The sequence below is a fragment of the Pseudomonas sp. ME-P-057 genome (assembly GCF_030208975.1).
Classification (GTDB): Bacteria; Pseudomonadota; Gammaproteobacteria; order Pseudomonadales; family Pseudomonadaceae; genus Aquipseudomonas; species Aquipseudomonas lutea.
The window spans coordinates 1-23,158 of sequence record NZ_JARVSX010000005.1 but is presented as its reverse complement, the minus strand read 5'-3'; the positions used below and the strand labels follow the sequence as shown (position 1 = coordinate 23,158).

At 60.2% G+C, this 23,158-nt stretch carries 21 protein-coding genes and 1 pseudogene; 8 read left to right on the top strand and 14 right to left on the bottom strand.

From position 1 onward, the window contains the following. Positions 1-317: 317 nt before the first annotated feature. Both QRN48_RS02250 and QRN48_RS02245 read right to left on the bottom strand, forming a co-directional pair. Positions 318-1,334 (bottom strand): LacI family DNA-binding transcriptional regulator, encoded by a 1,017-nt coding sequence (locus QRN48_RS02250; RefSeq protein WP_191942895.1) that lies wholly within the window; start codon positions 1,332-1,334, stop codon positions 318-320. A gap of 188 nt (positions 1,335-1,522) precedes the next feature. Continuing rightward, positions 1,523-2,227 (bottom strand): hypothetical protein, encoded by a 705-nt coding sequence (locus QRN48_RS02245; RefSeq protein WP_191942896.1) that lies wholly within the window; start codon positions 2,225-2,227, stop codon positions 1,523-1,525. Between the two features lie 347 nt (positions 2,228-2,574). On the opposite strand from QRN48_RS02245, the gene QRN48_RS02240 reads away from it, so the two are divergent. Both QRN48_RS02240 and QRN48_RS02235 read left to right on the top strand, forming a co-directional pair. Further along, positions 2,575-3,765 carry an MFS transporter gene (locus QRN48_RS02240; protein ID WP_191942897.1) on the top strand — a complete coding sequence of 397 codons (1,191 nt, stop codon included), beginning with the start codon at positions 2,575-2,577 and terminating at the stop codon, positions 3,763-3,765. A 24-nt stretch (positions 3,766-3,789) separates the two neighbouring features. Beyond that, positions 3,790-4,251: a metallophosphoesterase family protein gene (locus tag QRN48_RS02235; RefSeq protein ID WP_191943094.1), complete on the top strand. Its 462-nt coding sequence runs from the start codon at positions 3,790-3,792 to the stop codon at positions 4,249-4,251. A 1,105-nt stretch (positions 4,252-5,356) separates the two neighbouring features. Here QRN48_RS02235 and QRN48_RS02230 read toward each other — a convergent pair. The 4 genes and pseudogenes from QRN48_RS02230 to QRN48_RS02220 all read right to left on the bottom strand — a co-directional run bounded on the left by QRN48_RS02230 (position 5,357) and on the right by QRN48_RS02220 (position 8,895). After that, positions 5,357-6,148, bottom strand: coding sequence for a substrate-binding domain-containing protein (locus tag QRN48_RS02230; RefSeq protein WP_037015048.1), 792 nt, complete (start codon positions 6,146-6,148; stop codon positions 5,357-5,359). 175 nt (positions 6,149-6,323) lie between these two features. Next, the gene (locus QRN48_RS25240) at positions 6,324-7,037 is read right to left on the bottom strand and encodes a methyl-accepting chemotaxis protein (RefSeq protein ID WP_420806909.1); all 714 of its coding nucleotides are present in this window, start codon (positions 7,035-7,037) and stop codon (positions 6,324-6,326) included. A 141-nt stretch (positions 7,038-7,178) separates the two neighbouring features. After that, a pseudogene (locus QRN48_RS25235) lies at positions 7,179-8,246 on the bottom strand (methyl-accepting chemotaxis protein); the annotation flags it as partial. A gap of 262 nt (positions 8,247-8,508) precedes the next feature. Further along, a complete protein-coding gene (locus QRN48_RS02220) occupies positions 8,509-8,895 on the bottom strand; it encodes a hypothetical protein (protein WP_081955403.1) in 387 nt (128 codons plus the stop codon). A 270-nt stretch (positions 8,896-9,165) separates the two neighbouring features. Here QRN48_RS02220 and rclC point away from each other — a divergent pair, with 270 nt between their 5' ends. Continuing rightward, on the top strand, positions 9,166-9,747 hold the full coding sequence (rclC, locus tag QRN48_RS02215) for a reactive chlorine resistance membrane protein RclC (RefSeq protein ID WP_285348650.1): 582 nt from the start codon (positions 9,166-9,168) through the stop codon (positions 9,745-9,747). A 282-nt stretch (positions 9,748-10,029) separates the two neighbouring features. Continuing rightward, on the top strand, positions 10,030-11,205 hold the full coding sequence (locus QRN48_RS02210) for an acyltransferase family protein (RefSeq protein ID WP_285348649.1): 1,176 nt from the start codon (positions 10,030-10,032) through the stop codon (positions 11,203-11,205). A gap of 22 nt (positions 11,206-11,227) precedes the next feature. Here the strand turns inward: QRN48_RS02210 and QRN48_RS02205 are convergent, their stop codons facing one another. Both QRN48_RS02205 and QRN48_RS02200 read right to left on the bottom strand, forming a co-directional pair. Continuing rightward, positions 11,228-12,466 carry a TIGR03862 family flavoprotein gene (locus QRN48_RS02205; protein ID WP_285348648.1) on the bottom strand — a complete coding sequence of 413 codons (1,239 nt, stop codon included), beginning with the start codon at positions 12,464-12,466 and terminating at the stop codon, positions 11,228-11,230. A gap of 257 nt (positions 12,467-12,723) precedes the next feature. Next, on the bottom strand, positions 12,724-13,641 hold the full coding sequence (locus QRN48_RS02200; RefSeq protein WP_285348865.1) for a histone deacetylase family protein: 918 nt from the start codon (positions 13,639-13,641) through the stop codon (positions 12,724-12,726). 126 nt (positions 13,642-13,767) lie between these two features. Between QRN48_RS02200 and QRN48_RS02195 the strand changes: the two genes are divergently transcribed. From QRN48_RS02195 to QRN48_RS02185, 3 genes are all read left to right on the top strand, one after another. Then, a complete protein-coding gene (locus QRN48_RS02195) occupies positions 13,768-14,331 on the top strand; it encodes a GNAT family N-acetyltransferase (RefSeq protein WP_037015034.1) in 564 nt (187 codons plus the stop codon). A 125-nt stretch (positions 14,332-14,456) separates the two neighbouring features. Next, positions 14,457-15,326 (top strand): acyl-CoA thioesterase II, encoded by an 870-nt coding sequence (gene tesB, locus QRN48_RS02190; RefSeq protein ID WP_037015031.1) that lies wholly within the window; start codon positions 14,457-14,459, stop codon positions 15,324-15,326. Then, entirely contained in the window at positions 15,323-15,922 is a 600-nt protein-coding gene (locus QRN48_RS02185) for an HAD family hydrolase (RefSeq protein WP_285348644.1), read from the top strand. The genes tesB and QRN48_RS02185 overlap by 4 nt, the downstream gene beginning before the upstream one ends. Positions 15,923-16,047: 125 nt before the next feature. Here QRN48_RS02185 and QRN48_RS02180 read toward each other — a convergent pair whose 3' ends face one another. The 6 genes from QRN48_RS02180 to QRN48_RS02155 all read right to left on the bottom strand — a co-directional run bounded on the left by QRN48_RS02180 (position 16,048) and on the right by QRN48_RS02155 (position 21,790). Beyond that, positions 16,048-17,037: an alpha/beta hydrolase gene (locus tag QRN48_RS02180; protein ID WP_285348643.1), complete on the bottom strand. Its 990-nt coding sequence runs from the start codon at positions 17,035-17,037 to the stop codon at positions 16,048-16,050. Between the two features lie 4 nt (positions 17,038-17,041). Then, on the bottom strand, positions 17,042-17,935 hold the full coding sequence (gene ypfJ / locus QRN48_RS02175) for a KPN_02809 family neutral zinc metallopeptidase (RefSeq protein WP_037015022.1): 894 nt from the start codon (positions 17,933-17,935) through the stop codon (positions 17,042-17,044). A 272-nt stretch (positions 17,936-18,207) separates the two neighbouring features. Then, positions 18,208-18,552: a YXWGXW repeat-containing protein gene (locus QRN48_RS02170; protein ID WP_191942908.1), complete on the bottom strand. Its 345-nt coding sequence runs from the start codon at positions 18,550-18,552 to the stop codon at positions 18,208-18,210. 241 nt (positions 18,553-18,793) lie between these two features. Then, on the bottom strand, positions 18,794-19,123 hold the full coding sequence (locus QRN48_RS02165; protein ID WP_037015016.1) for a DUF3509 domain-containing protein: 330 nt from the start codon (positions 19,121-19,123) through the stop codon (positions 18,794-18,796). A gap of 518 nt (positions 19,124-19,641) precedes the next feature. Next, positions 19,642-20,061 (bottom strand): HPF/RaiA family ribosome-associated protein, encoded by a 420-nt coding sequence (locus QRN48_RS02160; protein ID WP_037015010.1) that lies wholly within the window; start codon positions 20,059-20,061, stop codon positions 19,642-19,644. An 856-nt stretch (positions 20,062-20,917) separates the two neighbouring features. Next, entirely contained in the window at positions 20,918-21,790 is an 873-nt protein-coding gene (locus QRN48_RS02155; RefSeq protein WP_037015007.1) for a helix-turn-helix domain-containing protein, read from the bottom strand. Between the two features lie 134 nt (positions 21,791-21,924). Between QRN48_RS02155 and QRN48_RS02150 the strand changes: the two genes are divergently transcribed. Beyond that, the gene (locus QRN48_RS02150; protein WP_285348640.1) at positions 21,925-22,824 is read left to right on the top strand and encodes a DMT family transporter; all 900 of its coding nucleotides are present in this window, start codon (positions 21,925-21,927) and stop codon (positions 22,822-22,824) included. The last annotated feature ends 334 nt before the right edge of the window (positions 22,825-23,158 follow it).

The window sequence follows — 23,158 nt, the reverse complement described above, 5'->3', positions numbered from 1 at the left end:
CCGCTGACCAACGCACATTTGCCGATTAACGCCAATCCGCTGACCAATGCACATTTGCCGATTAACGCGAATCCGCTGACCAACACACATTTGCCGATTAACGCGAATCCGCTGACCAACGCACATTTGCCAATCAACGTGAATCTGCCGACAACGCAAAACCTGTAGGAGCGCGCTTGCCCGCGAACGCGGTGTGTCAGGCAACATATTGGTATCTGATACACCGCGTTCGCGGGCAAGCGCGCTCCTACAAGGTACCGAGTCGATTCGGATAGGGCGCTGATTTACCGGTTGGATCGGCGATGGCCGATGACCTATTACACCCCGACGCCATTCTCCAACTCCCCAACAATCACAATCCGCGCCTTCGGCACATGGCGATCCCCGATTCGCTCCAGCAGCATCTTCACGGCGCTGCTGCCGGCCAGTGACGCGTCGTGGGCGATGCAGGCGATCGGGATGCCGAAGATGTCGGCGAACGGCAGTCGGTCGATGCCGCAAATGGCCACGCTGTCATGGGCGATATTGCGATCACGCAGCGCCTTCATGGCGCCCAGGGTGATGAGTTGATTGAAGCCGAAAATAGCCTCGGGCATCGGGTGATTGCGCAGGTAATCCAGCGTGCTCTGATGCGACGGCTCCAGCGTGTAATCACCTGCAAACACGTCCAGCTGCACAGGCTTGCCGCTCTCTGCGATGGCCGCTTTAACGCCCTTTAGCCGCTCCTCGGAAATCCGCGAGCGCGCGGGGCCGGTCAGCACCAGCATGCGCTGCATATTCGGGCTTTGCGCCAGCAGGTAGCGCGCGCCTTTGACGCCACTGTGGTAGTTGTCCAGAACCACATGGCTGAACGGGCTGTCAGGCAGCGCCCGGTCCAGTTGTACGACGGGGATGTCGCCGTTGCTGAGGCGACTGAGGTAGGCAGGTTGATAGGCCGGCTCGTCCGATACCGGCGACAACACGATGCCGGCAACGCGATAACTGAGCAGCGTGTCGACCGCCTTGGCTTCGAGTTCTTCCGAACCGTCGGTGTCCACCAGCATGATGGTGTAACCGCGTTTCTTTGCCTCGCGGGAAATGGCTTTGATCATCTCGCTGTAGAACGGGTTATCCACCGACGCCGTGATCACACCGATGATCATGCTTTCGCTGCGCTTGAGACTGCGGGCAAAAGCGTTGGGGACGTAATCGAGTTCCTGCGCCACTTCAAGAATGCGCGCCAGGGTGGCGGGCTTGACCAGGTCAGGCTTGTTCAGCGCACGGGAAACAGTGACGGGCGTCATGTTTACGCGACGGGCGATGTCGGAAATGGTGACAGGGGTTTTCTTGCTCATGGGCGATTGGCTGCCTGAAATACGGGACAACCTGCGGGGCAGTCGCATCCCTCCAAAGAGTGCCAAGGCTAGCACGATGGAGGGTGCGAAAGGGACGCGCAACCCCGGCTGAGGAGCGAAACCAGGGCGTTTATTTTCAGACGCCTCTGGATGCTCCGCCGGGGCCTGGCTTTTGCGTCAAACCCTGTTCAGACGGTGGTTTCCAGCTCCGCCGCAGCGGCGCGACGCCGGGCTTTGGCCGGCGATGAGATCTGCAGTTCGGTGAGGTCGTCAAAGCGCGACAGGTCACGTCGCAGTTCCAGAAAATAATCCAGTGCGCCGCCGAGGCATATGCTGTAAGCCAGCAATTCGACGCCTTCTTCCACCGTGGTTTTCGCCAGGCGCGCGTAGCCCTCTTGAAGGATCCCGTGCCACAGCGAACCCATGCCGAAGAGCCGCGAAAAGATCAACGCCAACAGGCCTGCCATGATGAAACCGAATGCCGGGCGCACGGAAAAACGGGCAAGTCCCGAAACCACGTCACGCCAGGCGCCCTTGTAGCCCAAGGCCCGATAGACACAGGTGCCAGCCGTCAATAGCGCCGGCCATAGCCAGAAGCTGTGGCTGATCGGGTCGAACAGACCGTCCAGTTCCCGAATCAGCATGCAGGCAAAAAAACCGCCGATCAGGATGCCTACGCCCCGTTGGCCAGGCTCACGCGCCGAGAGCCAGAACAGGCCGGCGATCAGCGCCAGCATCGCTTCCTGACTCACCTCGGTGAATGAGGTTTCGAGGATGTCGGTCTTGGCAATGAAGATGTCGACGAACACCATCGCGACGCTGAACAGCGTAAGCGCCAACATGACGCCGAAGCGGGCCAGTGCCGATTTCACAAGTTGTAGATCATTGTTCACAATATTTTCACTGCTGGACGGGTATTAAGGGCGGGACTTTAAAGAACTGCACGGTGTTAGCCAAACGTCGAGAAAGTTCATCAGGTTAGTTATTTTCAAGTTCCGTAAGAGTCTTTTGCTGTATTGGGTGTTGCACTTTTCTCACGCCGCCTGATTGGCCCGCTTATCGCCCGAAAGCCTCTGTTCCGGCACTCTTCATCCAGTCAAATGACTCCCCGCCGTGAAAGTCAAAGCGTTTAGCGTGATGATGAATATGCTTATGCGCGCCCCTTTAAACTTCGGACTTCCGCGTCCGGCGCGTATCGGCGACACTGCTTGACTACACTTGTCAGGTGCCCGGTGCGCTCATGTCCTTGCCCGCTTCTTCCTCAACACGCGATTTCATCTTTGCGGCGTGCGCGCTGCTCATCGCCATGGTGGGCACTACATTGCCGACCCCGTTGTACGCGCTTTATCAGCAGCGCCTCGGGTTCGATGCAAGCTGGCTGACGATCATCTTTTCGATCTACGCGGCGGGCGTCATCGCGGCGCTGCTGGCGGTGGGCAGCTGGTCCGATCAGCTCGGACGCAAGCCACTGCTGCTGGCAGGCTTGGCGATGGGCGCGGTCAGCGCGGTCATATTCCTGTGCAGCGATTCGATTGGCGGGTTGCTGATAGGGCGACTCTTCTCGGGCTTCAGCGCAGGCATCATGACCGGTACGGCGACGGTTGCGGTCATCGAGCTGGCGCCCAAGACCTGGAAGAACGCCACGCTGGTGGCAACGGCGGCCAATATGTTCGGCCTCGGCATAGGGCCATTGCTCGCCGGTTTCACTTCGCAGTTTCTGACGGATCCGCTGCACCTGGTGTTCTACGTGCACCTGGCAATGCTGGTGTTGGCGACGCTCGGCGTGGTGCTGATTCGTGAGACCGTGCAGCGCCCGCAGACACTGAGGCTGACCATTCAGAAGCCCTCGGTGCCGGCCTCGGTGCGCAGCGTGTTTATTTCTGCATCCATCGCGGGCTTGGCGGGCTTCAGCGTGGCCGGGCTTTTCACCAGCATGGTGCCGTCGGTGATGATCCACGTGATGCATCAGCAAAGCGGATTGTTGATCGGCGCGGTAATCGGCTTGTTTTTCGTCGCGTCGATCATCGGCCAGGCCTTGCTGCAGGTACTGCCAAAGGCGCGGCACATGACGCTCGGCTGCGTAGGGCTGATTGCCGGCATGATCTGCCTGGGGCTGAGCATCGCCACTTCTCAGTTGGGACTGCTCATAGCCGCGGGGCTGGTGGCGGGCATCGGTCAGGGCATGATCCTGCGCGCCGGCATGGGCGCGGTGACTGCCAGCAGCCCGGCCGATCAGAAAGCCGCCGTGACCTCAGCCTTTTTCGTGGTGCTGTATGTGTCGATTTCGGTGCCGGTGGTGGCGGTCGGTTTCAGCGTGCGGGTATTCGGGCTGGAGCATGTCGGCGAGTTCTTCGCCGCGCTGGTCGCCGTGGTTGCGTTGCTGGCGATGATCAGCATGAAACGCGTGCAATCGAGACAGGCCGCTGCATAGGCGGACGGGAGCTGAGTGATGACGGTGAAAGTAGGTTTGATTTCCGATACGCACGGGCTGATGCGCCCACAGGCATTGGAGGCGTTGCAAGGCTGCGATTACCTCATTCATGGCGGCGATATCGGCAAGCCGGAGATTCTCGAGACCTTGAAGGCCATCGCCCCGCTGACGGTGGTGCGCGGCAACAACGATACCGATGACGCCTGGGCCAGCGACGTCCCCCACGAAGCGGTGTTGCGGATCGGTGAGGTGGCGATTTACACCACGCACATATTGGCCGACGTGCCGAAATCATTGCCCGACGACGTCCGCGTTGTCGTGACAGGCCACTCCCACCGGCCGTTGCAGCAGGTGCGCGATGGCGTGCTGTTTATCAACCCTGGCAGCGCCGGGCCGAGGCGGTTCAAATTGCCGATCACCGTCGGCATGCTGCACATCGATGGCGCTGACGTGCGCGGCGAGTTGATCGAGCTGACGCTTAAATAATCGCGGGTGTACGGGGCTCGCCTCTGAAGACAAGCGCAGGAGCGCGGAGTACGTCGGAGGCTGTGGATTGCCCGGATCAGCTGATTTTGCGTACGCCGAAGGCTGTCGGTGTTGCCCGGACCAACTGATTTTGCGTACGCCGAAGGCTGTCGGGATTGCGGGATCAACTGTAGGAGCGCGCTTGCCCGCGAATGGGGTTTTGCCGCAACGCATTTGTTGTCTGGCTCACCGCGTTCGCCAGCAAGCCGGCTCCTACAGATTTGCGTTCGCAGAAGGTTGCGGATGTTGCCCGGATCAACGGATCTCGCGTACGCCAAAGGTTGCCGCTGTTGCCCGGATCAACGGATTTCGCGTACGCGGAAGGTTGCGGATGTTGCCCGGATCAACGGATTTTGCGTACGCCGAAGGCTGCCGGTGTTGCCCGGATCAATGGATCTTGCGTACGCCGAAGGCTGTCGGGATTGCGGGATCGACTGTAGGAGCGCGCTTGCCCGCGAAGACGATTTTGATGCAACGCATTTATCGTCTGGCTCACCGCGTTCGCCAGCAAGCCGGCTCCTACAGATTCGTGTACGCGGAACATTGCCGGTGTTGCCCGGATCAACGGATTTTGCGTACGCCGAAGGTTGCGGATGTTGCCCGGATCAATGGATTTTGCGTACGCCAAAGGTTGCCGGTGTTGCCCGGATCAACGGATTTTGCGTACGCCGAAGGCTGTCGGTATGGCGCGGATCAACTGTAGGAGCGCGCTTGCCCGCGAATGCGATTTTGCCGCAACGCATTTATCGTCTGGATCACCGCGTTCGCCAGCAAGCCGGCTCCTACAGATTCGCGTATTTCGAAGGTTGCCGGTGTTGCCCGGATCAATGGATTTTGCGTACGCCGAAGTTTGCCGGTGTTGCCCGGATCAACGGATTTCGCGTACGCCAAAGGTTGCGGGTGTTGCCCGGATCGACGCATTTCGCGTACGCGGAAGGTTGCCGGTGTTGCCCGGATCAATGGATCTTGCGTACGCCGAAGGCTGTCGGGATTGCGGGATCAACTGTAGGAGCGCGCTTGCCCGCGAAGGCGATGTTGATGCAGCGCATTTGTCCCTGAGCCACCGCTACTTGGCGATCGGGTCCAGGCCGCTGGCTTTGATGGCGGGCGCTGCAGCGGATGAACTCAGGAAGTCCAGAAACTGCTTGGCCTGCTCCGGGTGTTTGCTCTGGGTCACGACGCCAGCGGAATACAGGGTCATCTGCTGCGCCTGATCAGGGATCAGGCCAATGATGTCGATGCCTTCGACCGGCTTGAGCTCGCTCAATTGCTGAAAACCGATTTCGGCATCGCCGCGCGCAACCACTTCGCCCACCGGTTCGGCGGGGATCATGTGGCTCTTGTCCTGAATGCGGTCGGCGATGTGCATCTGATTGAACAGCACGCGGGACAGATAAACGCCGCTTGCGCTGTCCGAGTAGGCGATGGTTCTGGCATTCAGCAGGGTTTGCTTGAAGGCTTCCATGGTGCTGATGTCCGGGTGCGGTGCGCCGTGACGCACGGCCATGGCAATGTAGGATTTGCCCAGATCAACGCGGGTTTTCGGATCGACTTTGCCGTCCTTGATCAACTTGTCCAGCGCCGCACCCACCATCAGTACGACGTCCGCCGGCTCATGTCGGGCCAGCCGATTGGGGATTGCCTGGGGAGTTGCGCCCATCGACGGCGCCACCTCACCTTGCAGTTTCACGCCCGCGCGCTGCTCGTAATCGGGCGCCACCGCCTTGAACGCGCCCATGATGCCACCGGAGCTCAACACGATGAGTTGCACCGGTGCAGGCGCCGTTGCAGCGTGAGTGAGTGAGAAGGGGACGAAGGAGAGGGCGGCACTGAGGAGGTAAGGCAGAATTCTTTTCATGGAGATAAACCTGGCGATGGAAATGAATATGACGAAATAAAACAGCGCGGGCAGTATGTGGCAATTGCGGGATCAGTAAATCCCTTTATTGCGGATACGCCTGCGCTTTTTCGTCTTCAACACCTTCGCAGCGCCTGCGCCAGACGCTTCTTCGCCTGGCGCAGACGCATGACATTTATACCTTGAAGTGGCTGACCAGCATTTGCAGCTGATTGCCCAGGCGCGCGAGTTCGACGCTGGAAGCGGCAGTTTCTTCGCTGGCGGCGGCAGTCTGCTCGGACACGTCACGCACATTGACGATGCTGCGGCTGATTTCTTCCGCGACCGAGCTTTGCTGCTCGGCTGCAGCGGCAATTTGCTGGTTCATGGCCTGAATGTTCGACACTGTCTGGGTAATGCTTTCCAGCGACGTGCCGGCCTTGCGCGTCAGCGCCACCGAGCTGTCGGTCAGGTTGCGGCTGCTGAGCATGATTTCCGATACCTGACGGGTGCCGTTCTGCAACCCTGCGACCAAGCCTTCGATTTCCTCAGTCGATTGCTGGGTGCGTTGCGCCAAACCACGGACCTCATCGGCGACCACGGCAAAACCGCGACCGGCTTCACCGGCCCGCGCGGCCTCGATGGCAGCGTTGAGTGCCAACAGGTTGGTCTGTTCGGCAACCGCCTTGATCACGTCCATCACCTTGCCGATCTTGTCGCTTTCCTGCTCCAGTACGGTCATGGCGTCGGTCGAACGAAGCACTTCACTGGCCAGCTTCTCGATCTGGGTAATGGCTTCGCCCACCACCTTGTCGCCCTCGCGTGCCTGCTTGTCGGCGGCAGAGGCTGCGACCGATGCCTGCTCGGCATTGCGCGCCACCTCATGCACGGTGGCCGACATTTCGTGCATCGCGGTAGCCACCTGGTCAGTCTCTACCTTCTGGCTGTTCACCCCGGCGCTGGTCTGTTCAGTCACGGCCGACAGCTCTTCTGCCGCGCTGGCGATTTGCGTGACGCTGTCGCGAATGCCGCCGATCAGTTCTCGCAGGGTAGCGCCCATGCGCTGGATGCCCATTTGCAGAACGCCCAACTCGTCTTTGCGGGTGACGACCATGTTGTGGGACAGATCGCCCGATGCGATACGGTCAACCACAGCCAGCGTTTCCTGAAGCGGGCGGGTGATCTGGCGAGTGATGATGATCGCCGCCAGTGTGCCCAGAATCAGCGCCAGCAATGTGCCGGCCAATTGCAGGGTGCGGGCTTGCTGGTTGTCGGCTTCGCCGAGGGTGATTTGCAGATCATTGAGTTGCTGCGACAGTTTGATAATAGCGCTCTGTTCCTCGGTCATCTCGGTGCGCGCAGCGTTGATGTTGTCAGTGGCGACCTTGAAGCCCTGCACCGACTGGCGATAACCGTTCAGCGATGCTTCCAACTGCTTCAGGCGCTCGGCCTGGGTGCCGCCAAACATGGCGTTGAGCGGGGCGAGGCCCTCAATGGCAGCGGTCAGCTGGCGATTGGCGGTGTCTTCGGTCTTGGCCGAAACGTTGGCGGTGTAGCCGCGCACTTCGTAGCGCACCAACATCACGTCTTCTTTGGCTTTGATGACGGCCTGGTATTGGTCGAAGCGGCGTTCATCGAACACATCCAGCTTCAGCACGTCGTCGTTAATCGCCGCGATCAGATCCGCTGCTTTCACAGCGTCCACGCCCATGTCGGCGCGGACCTTGGCACTCACTTCATACGCGTCACGCATCTTGTTCAGCGAAGACTGATACGCGGTAATTTGCTCACCCATGGCCTTGATGGATGGAACATTGAGCGGATTGGAGAAGGTGTTCTGCAGGTATTGCTGCTGAGCCTTGAAGGCGTCAAGCGCGGTCTGGACGTTTTGTGCAGCGGTGGTATCGCCGTTGCTGAGCATGTATTGCAGGCGCGAAACCCGCAGGTCAGTCAGTTTCTGGCCGAGCTTATTGATGTCGGCAACGCGATCGCTGCGGTAGGTCATCTTGCCCAAGCTGTTCCAGCCAACCACGGCCAGCAGGGCAGTCAATACCAGTACAACGCCGAAGCCGAGGGCCAGCTTCTTGTTGACGCTGATGTTTGCAAACCAGCTGTTCATTCCAATTCTCCTGAATTTGTAATGTGCGAAATCGTCAGCTGGAGATTTTTGTTATGGAAGCCAGCACAACATTCATGTGTACGAATGCATCGGCAGACTGGGAAGAATCTGAAACCGATGTCTGAAATGGCTGACAGGCGTATAGGGGAGAGGGAGAGACAGAGGGAGAAGAGGGCGAGCGAGGCGAGGGGGAAAATGCAAAACGCAAGGTCCAGAAACAATCAAGCCCGGCGAGGCCGGGCTGGGGAGGAGCTTGCTTCAATCAGCTCAAGCGAGCAGCACCGACATGATCAGCACCGTCAGCGGCGACGCGGTTTGCACCAACGCGATCAGCACCGTCAGCAGCAACACGGTTCGCACCGACACGATCAGCACCGTCAGCAGCAACACGGTTCGCACCGACACGATCAGCACCGTCAGCGGCTACACGGTTCGCACCAACGCGATCAGCACCGTCAGCGGCGACACGGTTTGCACCAACACGATCAGCACCGTCAGCGGCGACGCGGTTGATGTTGGTGTGCGACGAGCCATTCTCGGCAACGATGGGTGCGTTCAGGAAGTGGCTGGCGTCCACAGCGGGCAGGGCGAAAGCACTGGTGGCAAGAACAGAGAAGGCCAGGCCAAGGATCAGTTTGTTGGTTTTCATGAGGGTTGCTCCAGTACGTTTAATGAGTGGGTGACTCGGTATGGAGGTGATGTTACTCGCCGCAGAATTAATCAGAAGTCAATACGATTGGTAGCGAACATCGTCGGCATTGATAGTTGGCAGAGGGCCGATTGGCGTTGGTCTGCGAGGGGCTGAGGCCACTTCAACCACTTGAGACGATCAATGAAAATCTTGAGCGGATCGCGAGTAACGCATCGAGGCCCGATCCCTAACCTGAGTCCACTGAAATCACACAGAGGACTTACCGCCATGAACACCTTGAATACGCTCCTTCACAAAGCATCCCGACTCGACAAGCTGGGCATTCACCTGATCAGAGTCGGCGTCGCGATCATCTTCATCTGGATCGGTGCGCTGAAATTTGTGCCCTATGAAGCGGACAGCATCACGCCATTCGTGGCCAATAGCCCGGTGATGTCGTTCTTCTACAACCATCCCCATGAATACAAGGAACACCTGACTCATGAGGGCCAGCTCGATCCGGCCAAGCGTGAGTGGCAGGTCAGCAACAACACCTATGCCTTCTCCGATGGCCTGGGCAGCGTCGAGATACTGATCGGTTTATTGGTGTTGTCCTACGCCTTCTCGAAGCGACTGGGGATGGTGGGGTCAGTGCTGGCATTCCTCACCCAGATCGTGACGCTGTCCTTTTTGATCACCACGCCTGAGGCCTGGGTCTCAAGTCTTGGCGACGCGAATTTTGGCTTTCCTTTCCTGTCCGGAGGCGGCCATCTGGTGCTCAAGGACGTGTTGATGCTCGCCGGCGGTGTTGTGATGATTGCTGATTCGGCGCGCCAGTTGCTGAACGCACGCTCCGCGGCGCGCGGTTGAGAGGGCAATCAGGACAGACCTGTTTGCCCTACTTGTGCTGGGCGTGATGCAGGCCGTGGCGCCAGCAAATCGTTGACGCCCACGCAGCACGTTTGTCCTGATGATCGCGTACGGTGACTGATCAGTCACGATCGCGAAGCTTGGCGTCAATCTTTACGCCGATATTTGTATCGCACATGAAATATTTCAACTATCGAGGCGCCAGCCAACGCCCTACCGTGTACACGCCGCGGAACGTCGCGGCGGAGCAGGGCGTTTTTTACCAGGACAGGACGTTGGGTCATGGCATCAGTTCAGAGATTTACCACGCTAGACAGCTTCAGGGGCTTTTTCGCGCTGCTGGTGGTTTTCTACCACTTGCACGTCGTGGGCGCTTTCATCGAGATGGCGTTTTTTCGTCGAGCGGACATCCTGCTCAACTTCTTCTTCGTGCTCAGCGGCTTTGTCCTGGCCCACTCCTACGGGCTGAAGCCGCGATTCAGCTTCAGGCGTTTCGTCATCTCGCGCGTGTTTCGCCTGTACCCGCTGCACCTGACGATGCTCCTGGTGTTTATCCTCTTCGAACTGGTGCGCTGGGCCGCCTACAAAAAAGGCTTCACGCTGAATAATGTTCCGTTTACCGGCCTGTTCGACCCGTCAGAGATCCTGCCCAACCTGCTCTTGCTGCAAGCCTGGACAACGCTGACCGAAACCATGTCGTTCAATTACCCGTCATGGAGCATCAGCATCGAGTTTTATATCTACATGCTGTTCGGGGGGCTGTGCCTGCTCTCGCTGAGAAGCCGCTTTCTGCTGTTCGCCTGCATGGCGGTCATTACCTTCACCATGATCTTCACTGGAAACGACCCGCTGGTCTGGCGCGCGATGCTCGGCCTTTCCTGCTTCTTTGCCGGCAACATCACCTATCTGGTTTATCTGCTGATCCGCGACCGCTTCGTGCCAGTGCGCTGGCTCATGACGGTGCTGGAAGTGGTGACGCTGAGCATTGGTTACTGGATGGTGATGAACGACTTCGAGAACCGTTCGCCGATCGCCAGCGTGACGTTCTGCGGGCTGGTGCTGCTGTTCGCCTTCGAGGCCGGCTGGGTCTCGACGTTCCTGAAGACCGGCGTCTTCAGGCTGCTGGGGAAGCTTTCTTACTCGATTTACATGACCCACGCCGCATTGCTGTTTTGCCTGTCGACGGTGTTCATCGTGGCGCAGAAACTCACCGGCCGCGATATGGCGCCGATGATCGATGGCCAGCGCTTCATGGACACCGGTTCGCATTTGGGCAACAACGTGTTTGTAGTGGTAGTGACCCTGGTGGCCATTGGATTGGCCGCCCTGGCTCACACCTACATCGAACTGAAGGGCGTCGAATGGGGCAAGCGGGCTGCCGGCCCAGCCAGAAGCAAGGCGGCAAACAGCCACGTCATCGCCGGCACTCTGGAACCGCAAATCGATCGTGCGGCGTGAACGTGCGCGTGAAGGGTGACCCTTACGAACTGCGCAACCAGCTGACCATTCCCAGTGCTGCCGCGCGACCGCTGGCAAAGCAGGCGGTGAGCAGGTAGCCACCGGTGGGCGCTTCCCAGTCGAGCATCTCGCCGGCACAAAATACGCCGGGCAGCGCGCTGATCATCATTTGCTCGTCCAACGCTTCGAACGTTACTCCACCGGCGGTGCTGATGGCTTCATCCAGCGGCCGTGGCCTGATCAGCGACAGCGGCAAGGCTTTGATCGCGGACGCCAGCAGGGCCGGGTCGGTGAAGGTCGCGGCGGGCATCAGCTCTCGCAGCAGCGCAGCCTTGATGCCATCAATGCCGAGCTGACTGTGCAGGTGCTTGGACAGTGAGCGCGAGCCACGCGGTTTGCTCAACGCCCTTTGCACCTCGGCCAGTATTTTGCCGGGTAACAGATCGATCTCGACAGTGGCCGAACCGGACTGATTGATGGCCTCCCGAATGCGCGCGGACAAAGCGTAAACCAGGCTGCCCTCGACGCCGGTCTGCGTCACCACGCACTCACCCAGCCGCAGAGGCTGACCTCGCAGGCCCATGGCTACGTTCTTCAGCGGTGCGCCGGCAAACTTGCTGCGCAGCAGTTCGCTCCATGCATCAACTTCAAACCCACAGTTGGCCGCCTGCAAGGGGGCCACGCAAACACTGCGTTGCTCAAGCAGCGGCACCCACGCGCCATCCGAACCCAGCCGCGCCCAACTGGCTCCACCCAACGCCAGCAGTGTGGCGGCGGGAGTCAGTGCGATTTCCCCATCCGGTGTTGCAATCCGCAGGCTGCTGTCGGCATTCCAGCCCAGCCAGCGATGGCGCGTGTGGATAACGACACCGGCTTCACGCAAACGCTTGAGCCAGGCGCGCAGCAGCGGCGCGGCTTTCATGTCTGCGGGGAACACTCGACCGGAACTGCCGGTGAACGTCTGGATGCCCAAGCCGTGAATCCAGTCGCACAAAGCCTGCGCGCCGAAGCTTCGTAACATGGGAGCGATCACCGACGCGCGTTCTGCGTAACGCGACACGAAGGCGGGCGACGATTCGGAGTGGGTGATGTTCATGCCGCCCACGCCCGCCAGTAGAAACTTGCGCCCGACCGAGGGCATGCCATCGTAGACATCGACCTTATAGCCGGCCTGGCTCAGCACTTCGGCAGCCATCAGGCCAGCAGGGCCGCCGCCGATGATGGCGACAGTCTGATTGCGTGAGGGGGCGTCTGAAGTCATCGGCGGTTCGAGCGGTGGCAAGGTGGGGGCGCGCATTCTACCTGAGCTTCACGACGAGCGATCGCTTGTGGAAAACTTTTTGATCAAAAAACGTACAGCCTTCGCAAGAGCCAGTGTTCTCAGGGCATGCTGGCCTTGCACTCAGGTTATCCACAGGCGGTTCCACAGGGGATGTGGGTAACTTGGCTTGGCTTCAGCTCGGGTTTGCAGCTTTGTGGGGAGCGATCGGGGGTGGAGCCTACACCTTGCCGTGGCGCCTAAAGCCCTCGTTCGACCCACACGCGCTGGGCACTGTGGTGCAGGATCCCGTGGCGACGTGCCAGGGCCTGACGGTCCTTGCTGTAGCCGCCGCCTATTACGCCCATGACCGGAATGTCCCGGCCCAGACAATGGCGGATCACCGCCTCGTCGCGGCGTGCAACGCCAGCGTCGGTCATCTTCAGATAGCCCAGTGCATCATCCTGGTGAACATCAACCCCGGCGTCGTACAGCACCAGATCGGGCCGGTACAACGGCAGCAGATAATTAAGCGTGTCGTCCACCACCTTCAGGTAGTCGTCGTCGCCCATGCCCATCGGCAGTGGAATGTCCCAATCACTTTGCGCCTTGCGCGCCGGGAAATTCTTCTCGCAGTGCAGCGAGACGGTCACCGCCTCTTCGGTGTGCTCAAGGATCCGTGCAGTGCCGTCGCCCTGATGCACATCGCAATCAAAGATCAGCACCCGGTCGACGCGTCCGCTCTGTAACAGGTACTGACTGATGATTGCCAGGTCGTTGAAGATGCAGAAACCGGCGGGATAGTCGTAGTGCGCATGGTGGGTGCCGCCCGCCAGGTGACAGGCCAGCCCGTGTTGCAGCGCCAGCTCGGCGGTCAGCAGCGAGCCACCCACCGCACGCACCGTACGTCGGGCCAGGTCTTCGCTCCAGGGCAGGCCAAGTCGACGTTGATCCTCACGCGACAGGTCGCCGCCCATGTACCGCTCGATGTACCCGGGGTCATGAGCCAGGGCGAGGATGTCCGTTGGGCAGACTTGCGGACGAAACAATTGAGCATCCGTGGTCAGGCCGCTGTCGATAAGGTGATCGTGCAAAAGCCTGAACTTGTCCATCGGGAAGCGATGGTCGGGCGGAAAGTCCGGGCTGTTATCTTCGTGGTAAATGAGGGGCAGGGGCATCATGCGCACGCGTCTGGTTCGAGAGCGAATCTTGCCATTTCCGACGGTCACCGCACAGCGATTTGCCTGTGCGGCAGTCGTCGTCGGACGGGCATTTTGAAAGGCGAGGCGAGAGGGACACAAGGAATGGGGCCGATTCTTGAGCTCGAAAGCGCGCGCTTGTTGATGCGGCAGTGGCGAGATGATGATTTGCCGGCCTTCGCACAGATGTGCGCCGATCCACAGGTCATGCGTTATTTTCCACAGCCGCTGAGCCGAATGGAGAGCGCCAAGCTGATCGGCCGCGTGCGCGGGCATTTCGCCGAGTACGGCTTTGGCCTGTGGGCGCTTGAACGCAAGGACACCGGAGCATTCATCGGCTTTACCGGGTTGAGTGTGGTGGGGTTTGAGGCGCCATTCAGCCCGGCAGTGGAAATCGGCTGGCGTCTGGCGCGTGAGCATTGGGGGCTGGGCTACGCCAGCGAGGCGGCCTGGAATGTCCTTGGCACCGGTTTCGAACACCTCGATCTGGATGAAATCGTGGCGTTCGCGGCAGTCAGCAATCTGCCGTCGCAGAAGGTCATGCAGGCCATTGGCATGCGCAATGACCCCGCCGACAACTTCGATCACCCGCACCTGCCCAACGGGCATCCTTTGCGCGCTCACGTGTTGTACCGGATCAACCGGCAGGGCTGGCTGGCCACCCTGTAAGCCACCACGCGAATCACGCGCCAAACCTCTGTATCATTTCGCCCAACTTCCTGTGCGCCCATCTTTGGTGCGCTTGGCCTGATTGATGATGACGGTTGGCGAGACGACCGTATGAGGAACCCTGAATGAGCCACGTGCTGGATGATCTGGTGTCGCTGTTGAGCCTGGAGCCGATCGAAGAAAACCTCTTCCGTGGGCGCAGCCAGGACCTTGGCTTTCGTCAGCTGTTTGGCGGCCAGGTGCTGGGCCAGTCGTTGTCGGCGGCGAGCAAGACGGTCGAAGACGCGCGCCATGTGCACTCGCTGCATGGTTACTTCCTGCGCCCTGGTGATGCTCATCTGCCGGTGGTGTATCAGGTGGACCGCGTGCGCGATGGCGGCAGCTTCAGCACTCGCCGTGTGACAGCCATTCAGAAGGGCCACCCGATCTTCACCTGTAGCGCGTCCTTCCAGTACGACGAAGAGGGTTTCGAGCATCAGACTCAGATGCCGCAGGTGGTGGGCCCGGAAAACCTGCCGTCCGAGCTTGAACTGGTGCGGCAGCGCGAGCACCTGATCCCCGAGCACATGAAGGACAAGCTGCTGTGCCCCAAGCCCATCGAGTTTCGGCCCATTACTCAGTCCGATCCTTACAACCCAAAGCCTGCGGACCCGGTGAAGTACGTGTGGTTTCGCGCCGACGGCACGCTCCCCGATATCCCGGCGTTGCACCGCTACATGCTGGCTTATGCCTCGGACTTCAATCTGCTGACGACCTCGCTGCTGCCCCATGCCAAAACGGTCTGGCAGAAGGATATGCAGATCGCCAGCCTCGACCATTCCTTGTGGTTCCACGGCGAGCTGCGCGCCGATGAATGGCTGCTGTACGCGATGGACAGTCCATGGGCCGGCAACTCGCGCGGGTTTTCTCGCGGCAGCGTGTTCAACCGCGCCGGCAAGCTGGTGGCCTCAGTCAGCCAGGAAGGCCTGATTCGCCATCGCAAGGACTGGTCATGAGTCTGGCGCGGATACGCCATTGGGTATTCGACATGGACGGCACGCTGACCCTGGCCGTGCATGACTTCGCGGCCATTAAAAGGGCGCTGGACATACCCCAGGAGGACGACATTCTGGGTCATCTCGCCGCGCTGCCGGCGGATGTCTCGGCGGCCAAACATCGGTGGCTGCTTGAGCACGAGCGTGGCCTGGCGCTGGCGTCCAAACCGGCGAAAGGCGCGGTGGAGCTGGTCAGGGAACTGACAGGGCGCGGTTATCACCTTGGCATCCTGACCCGTAACGCCCGGGAGCTTGCACACGTGACCCTTGAGGCGATCGGCATTGCCGATTGCTTCGCGATAGCCGATGTACTCGGCCGTGACGAGGCGGCGCCCAAGCCCGATCCCGGTGGCCTGCTGAAGCTTGCGCGCGCCTGGGGCGTTCATCCCGCAGACATGGTTATGGTCGGAGACCATCAGTTTGATCTGGCATGTGGTCGCGAGGCCGGCGCTCAGACCGTCCTGGTCAACACCCCGCAAAACCCGTGGCCGCAATTGACTGACTGGCATGCAGCCGATTGCACGGCGTTGCAGGCGATGATCGGCCCGAGTTGCTGATGCCGCGACGTTCTGAGTAGGACCGGCTTTAGCCGGGAAAGCGTCCGGCCATTCACCACAAAATTGGCGGTGTACACACCGGCCCCTTCCCGCCTGAAGCCGGTCCCACTATCGCCTCACAGATATCAATTGGCCTTGAACAACGCCATTTGCCCTTCCGGCGACGTGAAAATCGCGTCGCCGTTGTGCCCGACGTTTTTCACTTCGACCAGGCGCTGATTCAAGCCTTCCGGGTGACGCTTGCTCAGGTAGTCGAAATAGTTGTGGCCGCGGACCAGACGCTGTGGACCTTGCGCTTCGGCGCCGCAGTCCTTGTCCAGCGCCGGGTGTTCCGGATCGGTGTCCAGCTCGCCCAGCAAGTAGGTGATGTCGCGCTTCACATACGCCGCTTCAAGTTCGGCCGGGGTTTCCTTGCCAGCGTAGGCAGGCAACTTGTTCAGGCCGTATTTCCAGGTGTCGAAGGTCGGACAGGTGGCGGCATCGACCGGCATCGGGCGAGTTGCATCGAAGTACGCATAAGACGAAGGGTTGGCGATCACGTAACGCAACTTGATGCCTTCCTTCTTGAGCAGCGCATCTTCCTTGCCGCCGATCATTGCGTAACGCTGCACCACCTGAGCACCGCCGGAATGGCCGGCGATCACGATCTCTTTCAGATTGGGAAACAGCTTGCTGTCGCTCAACCGCTTGAGAATGTGGTCGATGACGACGAACGAACTGACAGGCTTGGCGCCCAGGGATTTCTCGCCCGCCATCCAGTCGTTGGCGTGCCAGCGCAGCACTGCATCAGGGAGACGGTGAGCGGCGATGTCTTTCTCGTCGAGAAACTGCGGCGCGATCAGCAGCGTTTTCGAGCGCTGTCTGGACTGATTGGCTGCGCGCTCGACGCTGCGAAGGTAGGTCTGCGCGTTGCGCAACCGGCCGTGAAAAACAATGACCACCCGCTGCACCTGCGGGCTGGGATGAACCCAGTTCTGACTCAGGCCGAGAGTGGCCTGAGTCGTCCCGTTGATCTGCAGCCGGTCGGGACTGATCGATTTAACCGCCTGATCCGCAGCATGAGCATTGAGGCTCATCAGGGTGCCCAACAACAGGATCGAAAGCGGTTTCATCATGTGATCAGAGGCTCTTGGCGGCGAAGGTATCGCATTGGTTGATTTGGCCCTGGGCAAAACCGGTCTTGAACCAGCGCACACGCTGGGCAGACGTGCCGTGGGTGAACGAGTCCGGCACGACCCGGCCCTGACCCTGTTGCTGCAAGCGGTCGTCGCCAATGGCGTTGGCGGCGTTCAGCGCTTCTTCAATATCACCGGGCTCCAGCCAGTTCAAACGCTTTTGTGCGTTGTTGGCCCAAACGCCCGCAAGGCAGTCAGCCTGCAGCTCCTGACGCACCAGCAAACCGTTGTCACCTTCCATGCGCATGCCGCGCTGACGGGCGGCGTCAACTTTATCCGAAACCCCCAGCAAGGTCTGTACGTGATGGCCAACTTCGTGAGCGATGACGTAGGCCTGTGCAAAATCCCCGGCTGCCTTGAAGCGTTGGCTCATTTCGCGGAAGAACTCCATGTCCAGATAGACACGCTGATCGGCCGGGCAGTAGAACGGCCCGCTTGCCGATGACGCAGAACCGCAGGCCGATTGCACCCGGCCGCTGAACAGGATCAACGTGGGTGCCTTGTACTGCTGGCCGCTTTGCTGGAACACCTGCTGCCACGTGTCCTCGGTATCGCCCAGTACTGCGCGCACGAACTCGGCTTGCTCGTCATTGGCCGGCGGCGCCTGGCGCGTCTGCGGATTGACCGCTGCGGTCTGCTCCGAACCCATCTGCCCGGTGATCTCGCCCAGAATCCGCATCGGGTCCTGACCGGTCAGCAGACCGATCGCGACGATGATCACGATGCCACCAAGGCCCAGCCCCTTGCCACCAATGCGCATCCCGCCGCCACCGCCACCTCCGGTATCGCCGCGTGCGTCCACGACGTTGTCACTGCGACGTCCTTTTTTCCATAACATGGCGGATTCCTCTCTTGATCGTGTAGGAAGTGTAGACGGCGGGAGTGCGCCGTCTTGCTTGCTGGACTAAGAGAGGAGAGGAGGGGCAATAGTTCGCGGGCATTCGGTGCGAGTAAGGGCGACATGTGTAGCCTGGCCGCAAAGCGTCGCAAAATCAGCCCTGTCGTCAACGCCCGCTTGCCACCGGACCGACAGTTGCCCAGGCATCACCGCCAGGCGACCGGACAAAACAATGCCCCGTTTTACCGGGGCAGTTCGTTTCAGGGCCTGGGTCAGTTCACCCACACTCCAACATGGTAATGCCAGCCATCGCCTCGGCTCTCCCAATAGGGATGCTGGTAGCGGTAGCCCGGCCGGACGGCCTCCCAGTGCCCGTGCTCGGCAACATACCGATTGCCGTTCCAGCGCCAGTAGCCGCGTGACCAAATGTAGCCGGGGCGCGGGCTTGGCTCTTCTTCGATGACGCGAACTGGCGGCGCCTGCGGGGCGACGACTTCAACGTATTCGGCGCGTGGCGGCGGGCGATCAACCACGCGTCGCTCGTGCACCACTCTCTCTTCCACGCAACCGGTGGCCAGGGCCAGCGCGCCAATCAGCGCTATGTAACGTAAAGACATATCGTCACCTCAGACTCGTCAGACTCTGCTGCCCATCGTTTCAGGACGCGGCAGCCAGCGTGCTACATAACTCTTGTAACAGGTGCTTTCTGTCTGAGGGCTGAATCGGCGGGGCTTTTAGGGGGGCGAGCGAGACGGGGCGAAGTGTTCAGTGGGCGGGTCAGCGCAGGCGCATCAGGAAGACAGGCCGCGGTTACGCTGGAGAGGCGCAGGAAGGCGCCTCATTCCATGCGTCCGGATTTCAGAGACTGGCGTTTAGCTGAGGACGGCCGAGAAATGGGGTCTTCGCAGGTGGCGGGGCAAGCTGCTTGACGTCGCCGTCGGTCATCGCGGCCAAGATTTTGATAGCGCTGTGGCCCTGCTCGATGGCAATACCAAACTGGATGCTTTCGATCAGGCGTTGCAGACGCTTGGGCGAGTTGCGCTGTTCAGCGCTGATCAGGCGTTTGGCAACCACCCCTGATTCGTTGGACAGCGTCAGCATGATGGTCCCGTCCAGACCTTGAATACTCAAGTTGACCCGGTAGGCGGGGTGAAACGCATCGGTGATCAGTTGAAAAGGGTTGTCCATGGCCTGTTACCTGTTGGCGGTCTGCATAAATTGACTGAGGGCGAATCCCTTTAGTTCTCGAAGCCGATCAACGGTAGAAAATGCCTGCCCTGACCGCCCTCGCGTGTTAGCGGTGATATCACTCATTGGGCCTCTGACTCGTCTTCCGGCTGAGCGAGCCCTGCCTGCCAGGCCCGAAAACAGCGGCCTCCAGCAGGTCTGTAACCTCGACGATACAACCTTGCAGGGTTTGGGCCACGAGGCGCCGAATCCAAAGATCCTGCGATGTGCGGGCATGCAAGCGGCCGGTAAACACCCGCGCTTGCCCTGCAGCCAGTCGCTGGGTGCTGGCGCATGGCCAAGTCGGTTTTTGGGAGAGCACCATTACTGCGCGCGGCGCTTTCTTAAAGGGCGCCGTTGGAGGATTCATACAAGGGACTTCAGAGTGAGTCTACGAAGCCTGAAAAACGCCCAATAAAAAGGCGGACCTGTTGTCAGGTCCGCCCTTCGTCAGCCATCACTGGCTCATCAGCGATGCATCAGCCGTGCAACGCCTCATCCTTCTCAAGAAATTCTTCTTCGAGCAATGCGTCCGCACTGACAGGCTCGTCATCCAGGTCGCTCTCGATCACCGGAGCCGCGCCACGCTTGTTGCGCAGTTTGCCGAAAAGATGCTCCAGGGCGTGATCAAGTTTCACCGCTGCGCCATCCACTGCCTGATCCAGCGAATCGGCTTTGTGGGTGACAGAAATAGGTTGGTGTCCTTTGGGCCGGGCTTCCATCTGGCAACGGATGTCGTGCGGGCCGGGCTTGTCACCGTTTTCGTCGCTGATATGGACTTCAACGCGGGTAAGGTCTTCTTCGTAACGTTCGAGCGTGCTTTCAACTGTGGTTCGTACCCACTCCTCCAGACGGACGCTGCTTTCGATGTGGTTATCGCTGTTGACCTGGATTTGCATAGTTCTTCCCTTACTTTGGCTTGCTCGGGAGAGTCTCGACGACATGGTTTCGTCTGCCCTCAATCACAGTGTTGGCGCCGATCGCTCAACAATTCAAGCCCCTGTTCCGCAGAATATATTTCCGTGATCCGGGAACTCAAACGACGTGTCCGGTTTTACGGGCCGTTTCGCTGACCCGCTGCGGGGCGGTTGGCGAGGCTGTGTCAGACCAACGGTTGATGCGGTTCTTGCACATGGCAATATTCATCATTGATATTGCCCTCGCGCTTCGCGCTGTCTTCCTGCCTGAACCATGATTGATCCGCCTTTCAATCGCGGGCAAGCGTGCTCCTACAGTTCTGCGTTTGCCGCAGACAGGCGATTAGCCCGAGAGCTTCACACCAGATAGGTGGTTAGCGCGACAGCCCAGCCTAGGTAGGCGTCTAGCGTGCCAGCCCATACCAGGTAGGCGGTTAGCACGCCTGCCCACGCTTGGGACACCAGGTCGTGAGTCGACGCGATGGTCGTGCCGGGCTTGCTTGTTCAGACACCTGTAGGAGCGCGCTTGCCCGCGAATAGGGTGGCCCAGCTACGCATGGGTTGACTGACGGAATGCAATCGCGGGCAAGCGCGCCCGTACAGTTTTGCGTTTGCCGCAGACAGGCGATTAGCCCGAGAGCTCACACCAGGTAGGTGCTTAGCGCGACAGCCCAGCCTAGGTAAGCGGTTAGCACGCCTGCCCGTGCTTGGGACACCCGGTCGTGAAGTCGACGCGCTGGTGGTGTCGGGCTCGCGGGTCCGACCGCCACCCGCTTCGCTCCTGAAAGTCGGGCTTTGGGGCAGGGCAGCGGTGAGCACGCCAATTGCGGAGGCGCCGCTACTCAAACGCAGCGCGGTACTCGCCCGCCGTGGCGCCTACCGATTGCTTGAACCGATTGCTGAAGTGGCTTGCGCTGGCGAATCCACATTCCAGGGCGACTTCACCCAACGCTTTGCGCGTGGAACGTAGCAGCTCCCGGGCGCGGTTGAGGCGTCGGGCGAGCAGGTATTGATGGGGTGGCAGCCCGAAGCTTTCGCGGAACATCCGGGCGAAGTGGTATTCCGAGAGCGCGCACATCCCCGCCAGCTGCCCAAGACTCAGCGGTTCGGCCAAATTCAACTCAATGAAATCAACCAACTGACGACGCAGGTGCGGCGCCAGTCCACCCTTCAGGCGCAGACCCTCGCGCAGTCCTACCTGGCGCAACACCATGTCGTCGAGCAACTCATGGGCAAGGCTGCTGGTGAGCATGCGTTCACCGGGCTCGTTCCAGTTCATCCCGATCAGACGATGAAAGCGCTCGGCCTGCAGCGGATCATCCATGAACGTGCGCTCCTGCAACGCCAGCTGGCGCGGCTCACGGTCCAGCAGCGTGACGCAGTTGAGCGCGAACTGTTCGGGGCTGACGTACAAATGCGCGAGCCGAATCTCTCCGTTGACCACCCAGGAAGACTGATGGCCGGCCGGCAGCGTGCAGATCTTGTCGGGCGCGCCTTTTTTATCGGGCTGATCGCGGCGAAACGTTCCGGTGCCACCGCCGACGTAGCACGACAGCGTGTGGTGCGTCGGCGCATGGTAGTTCTGCGCGTCATGACGGTTGTTCCACAGCGCTGCCATGACCCCGTCACCCAGGGACGCACACTTTTCCAGCTGCGCGTGGGGCGAGCTGTTCAGCGATTGAAAGACCTGAATGGTTTCGAGTGACGACATGGACGGCTCCTCTGCCGCTCGCATCCTACGCCCAGAACGGTCGGCTGCCTGCGGGTGCGCGATCAAATGCGCAAGTTTCTGCAAGTGAGCGTGGCAGCACGACGCCAGACTGAGGGCTCATTGGGGAGCCTGACATGAACATCACGCTGTACTTGCTGACCGTCTTGATCTGGGGCACGACCTGGATCGCCTTGAAACTGCAGCTGGGCGAAGTTGCCATACCGGTATCGATCGTCTATCGATTCGCCCTGGCCGCGCTGATCATCTTCGCCTTGCTGCTCGTCAGCGGCAAACTGCAAAAGGTCAATCGTCGCGGGCAGCTCATTTGCCTCGCGCAGGGCCTTTGCCTTTTCTGCATCAACTTCATGTGCTTCTACACCGCCAGTCAGTGGATTCCAACCGGATTGGTGGCGGTGGTGTTTTCCACGGCAACGCTGTGGAACGCGCTCAATGCGCGGATATTCTTCAAGCAGGAGATCGCGCGCAATGTGGTGATGGGCGGCACCCTGGGTCTGATCGGTCTGGCGTGTCTGTTCTGGCCAGAGATGGCAGGGCACAGCGCCAGTCGCGAGACGCTGACCGGCCTGGCCCTGACCCTGCTCGGCACCCTGTGTTTTTCTGCCGGCAACATGCTTTCCAGCCTGCAACAGAAAGCCGGCCTGCGCCCGCTGACGACCAACGCCTACGGCATGCTGTACGGCGCGACCATGCTGTGCATGTATTGCGTACTGAGCGGCACGCCCTTCGCGTTTGAATGGAATGCCCGATACATAGGCTCGTTGCTGTACCTGGTGATTCCGGGTTCGGTGATCGGGTTTACCGCGTATCTCACCCTGGTCGGCCGGATGGGACCGGAACGCGCCGCCTATTGCACCGTGCTGTTCCCGGTGGTGGCGTTGAACGTCTCGGCGTTCGCCGAAGGGTACCAATGGACGGCGCCGGCATTGATGGGGCTGGTGCTGGTGATGGCGGGAAATGTGTTGGTGTTCAGAAAGCCCAAGGTGGTCGCGCCAGTGAATGCGAAACTGGCCTGAGAGGAGGGTTGGTGAAAAGCGCCGGGGCGACACTGATCGTTCCCTCGCTCCGCGTGGGAATGCAGCCTGTGACGCTCCGCGTCATCCTCTTCAAATGGCGCAGCGCGCCGGGAGCGGCATTCCCACAGGGGCCGCGGGAGCAATCATGGGCATTCAAAAATGACACCAAAACCTGAGCCGGCTTGCTGGCGAATGCGGCCGGTCAGTCGCTGCCGGGGTGAATGGTCTCGCGCGTTCGCCAGCAAGCCGGCTCTCATCAAACATAAAATAACCCGTTGTTTCTCCTAGATAAATCTAAGCAGCTTTCACCAACTGCAGCCCCAGCTTTTGGGCT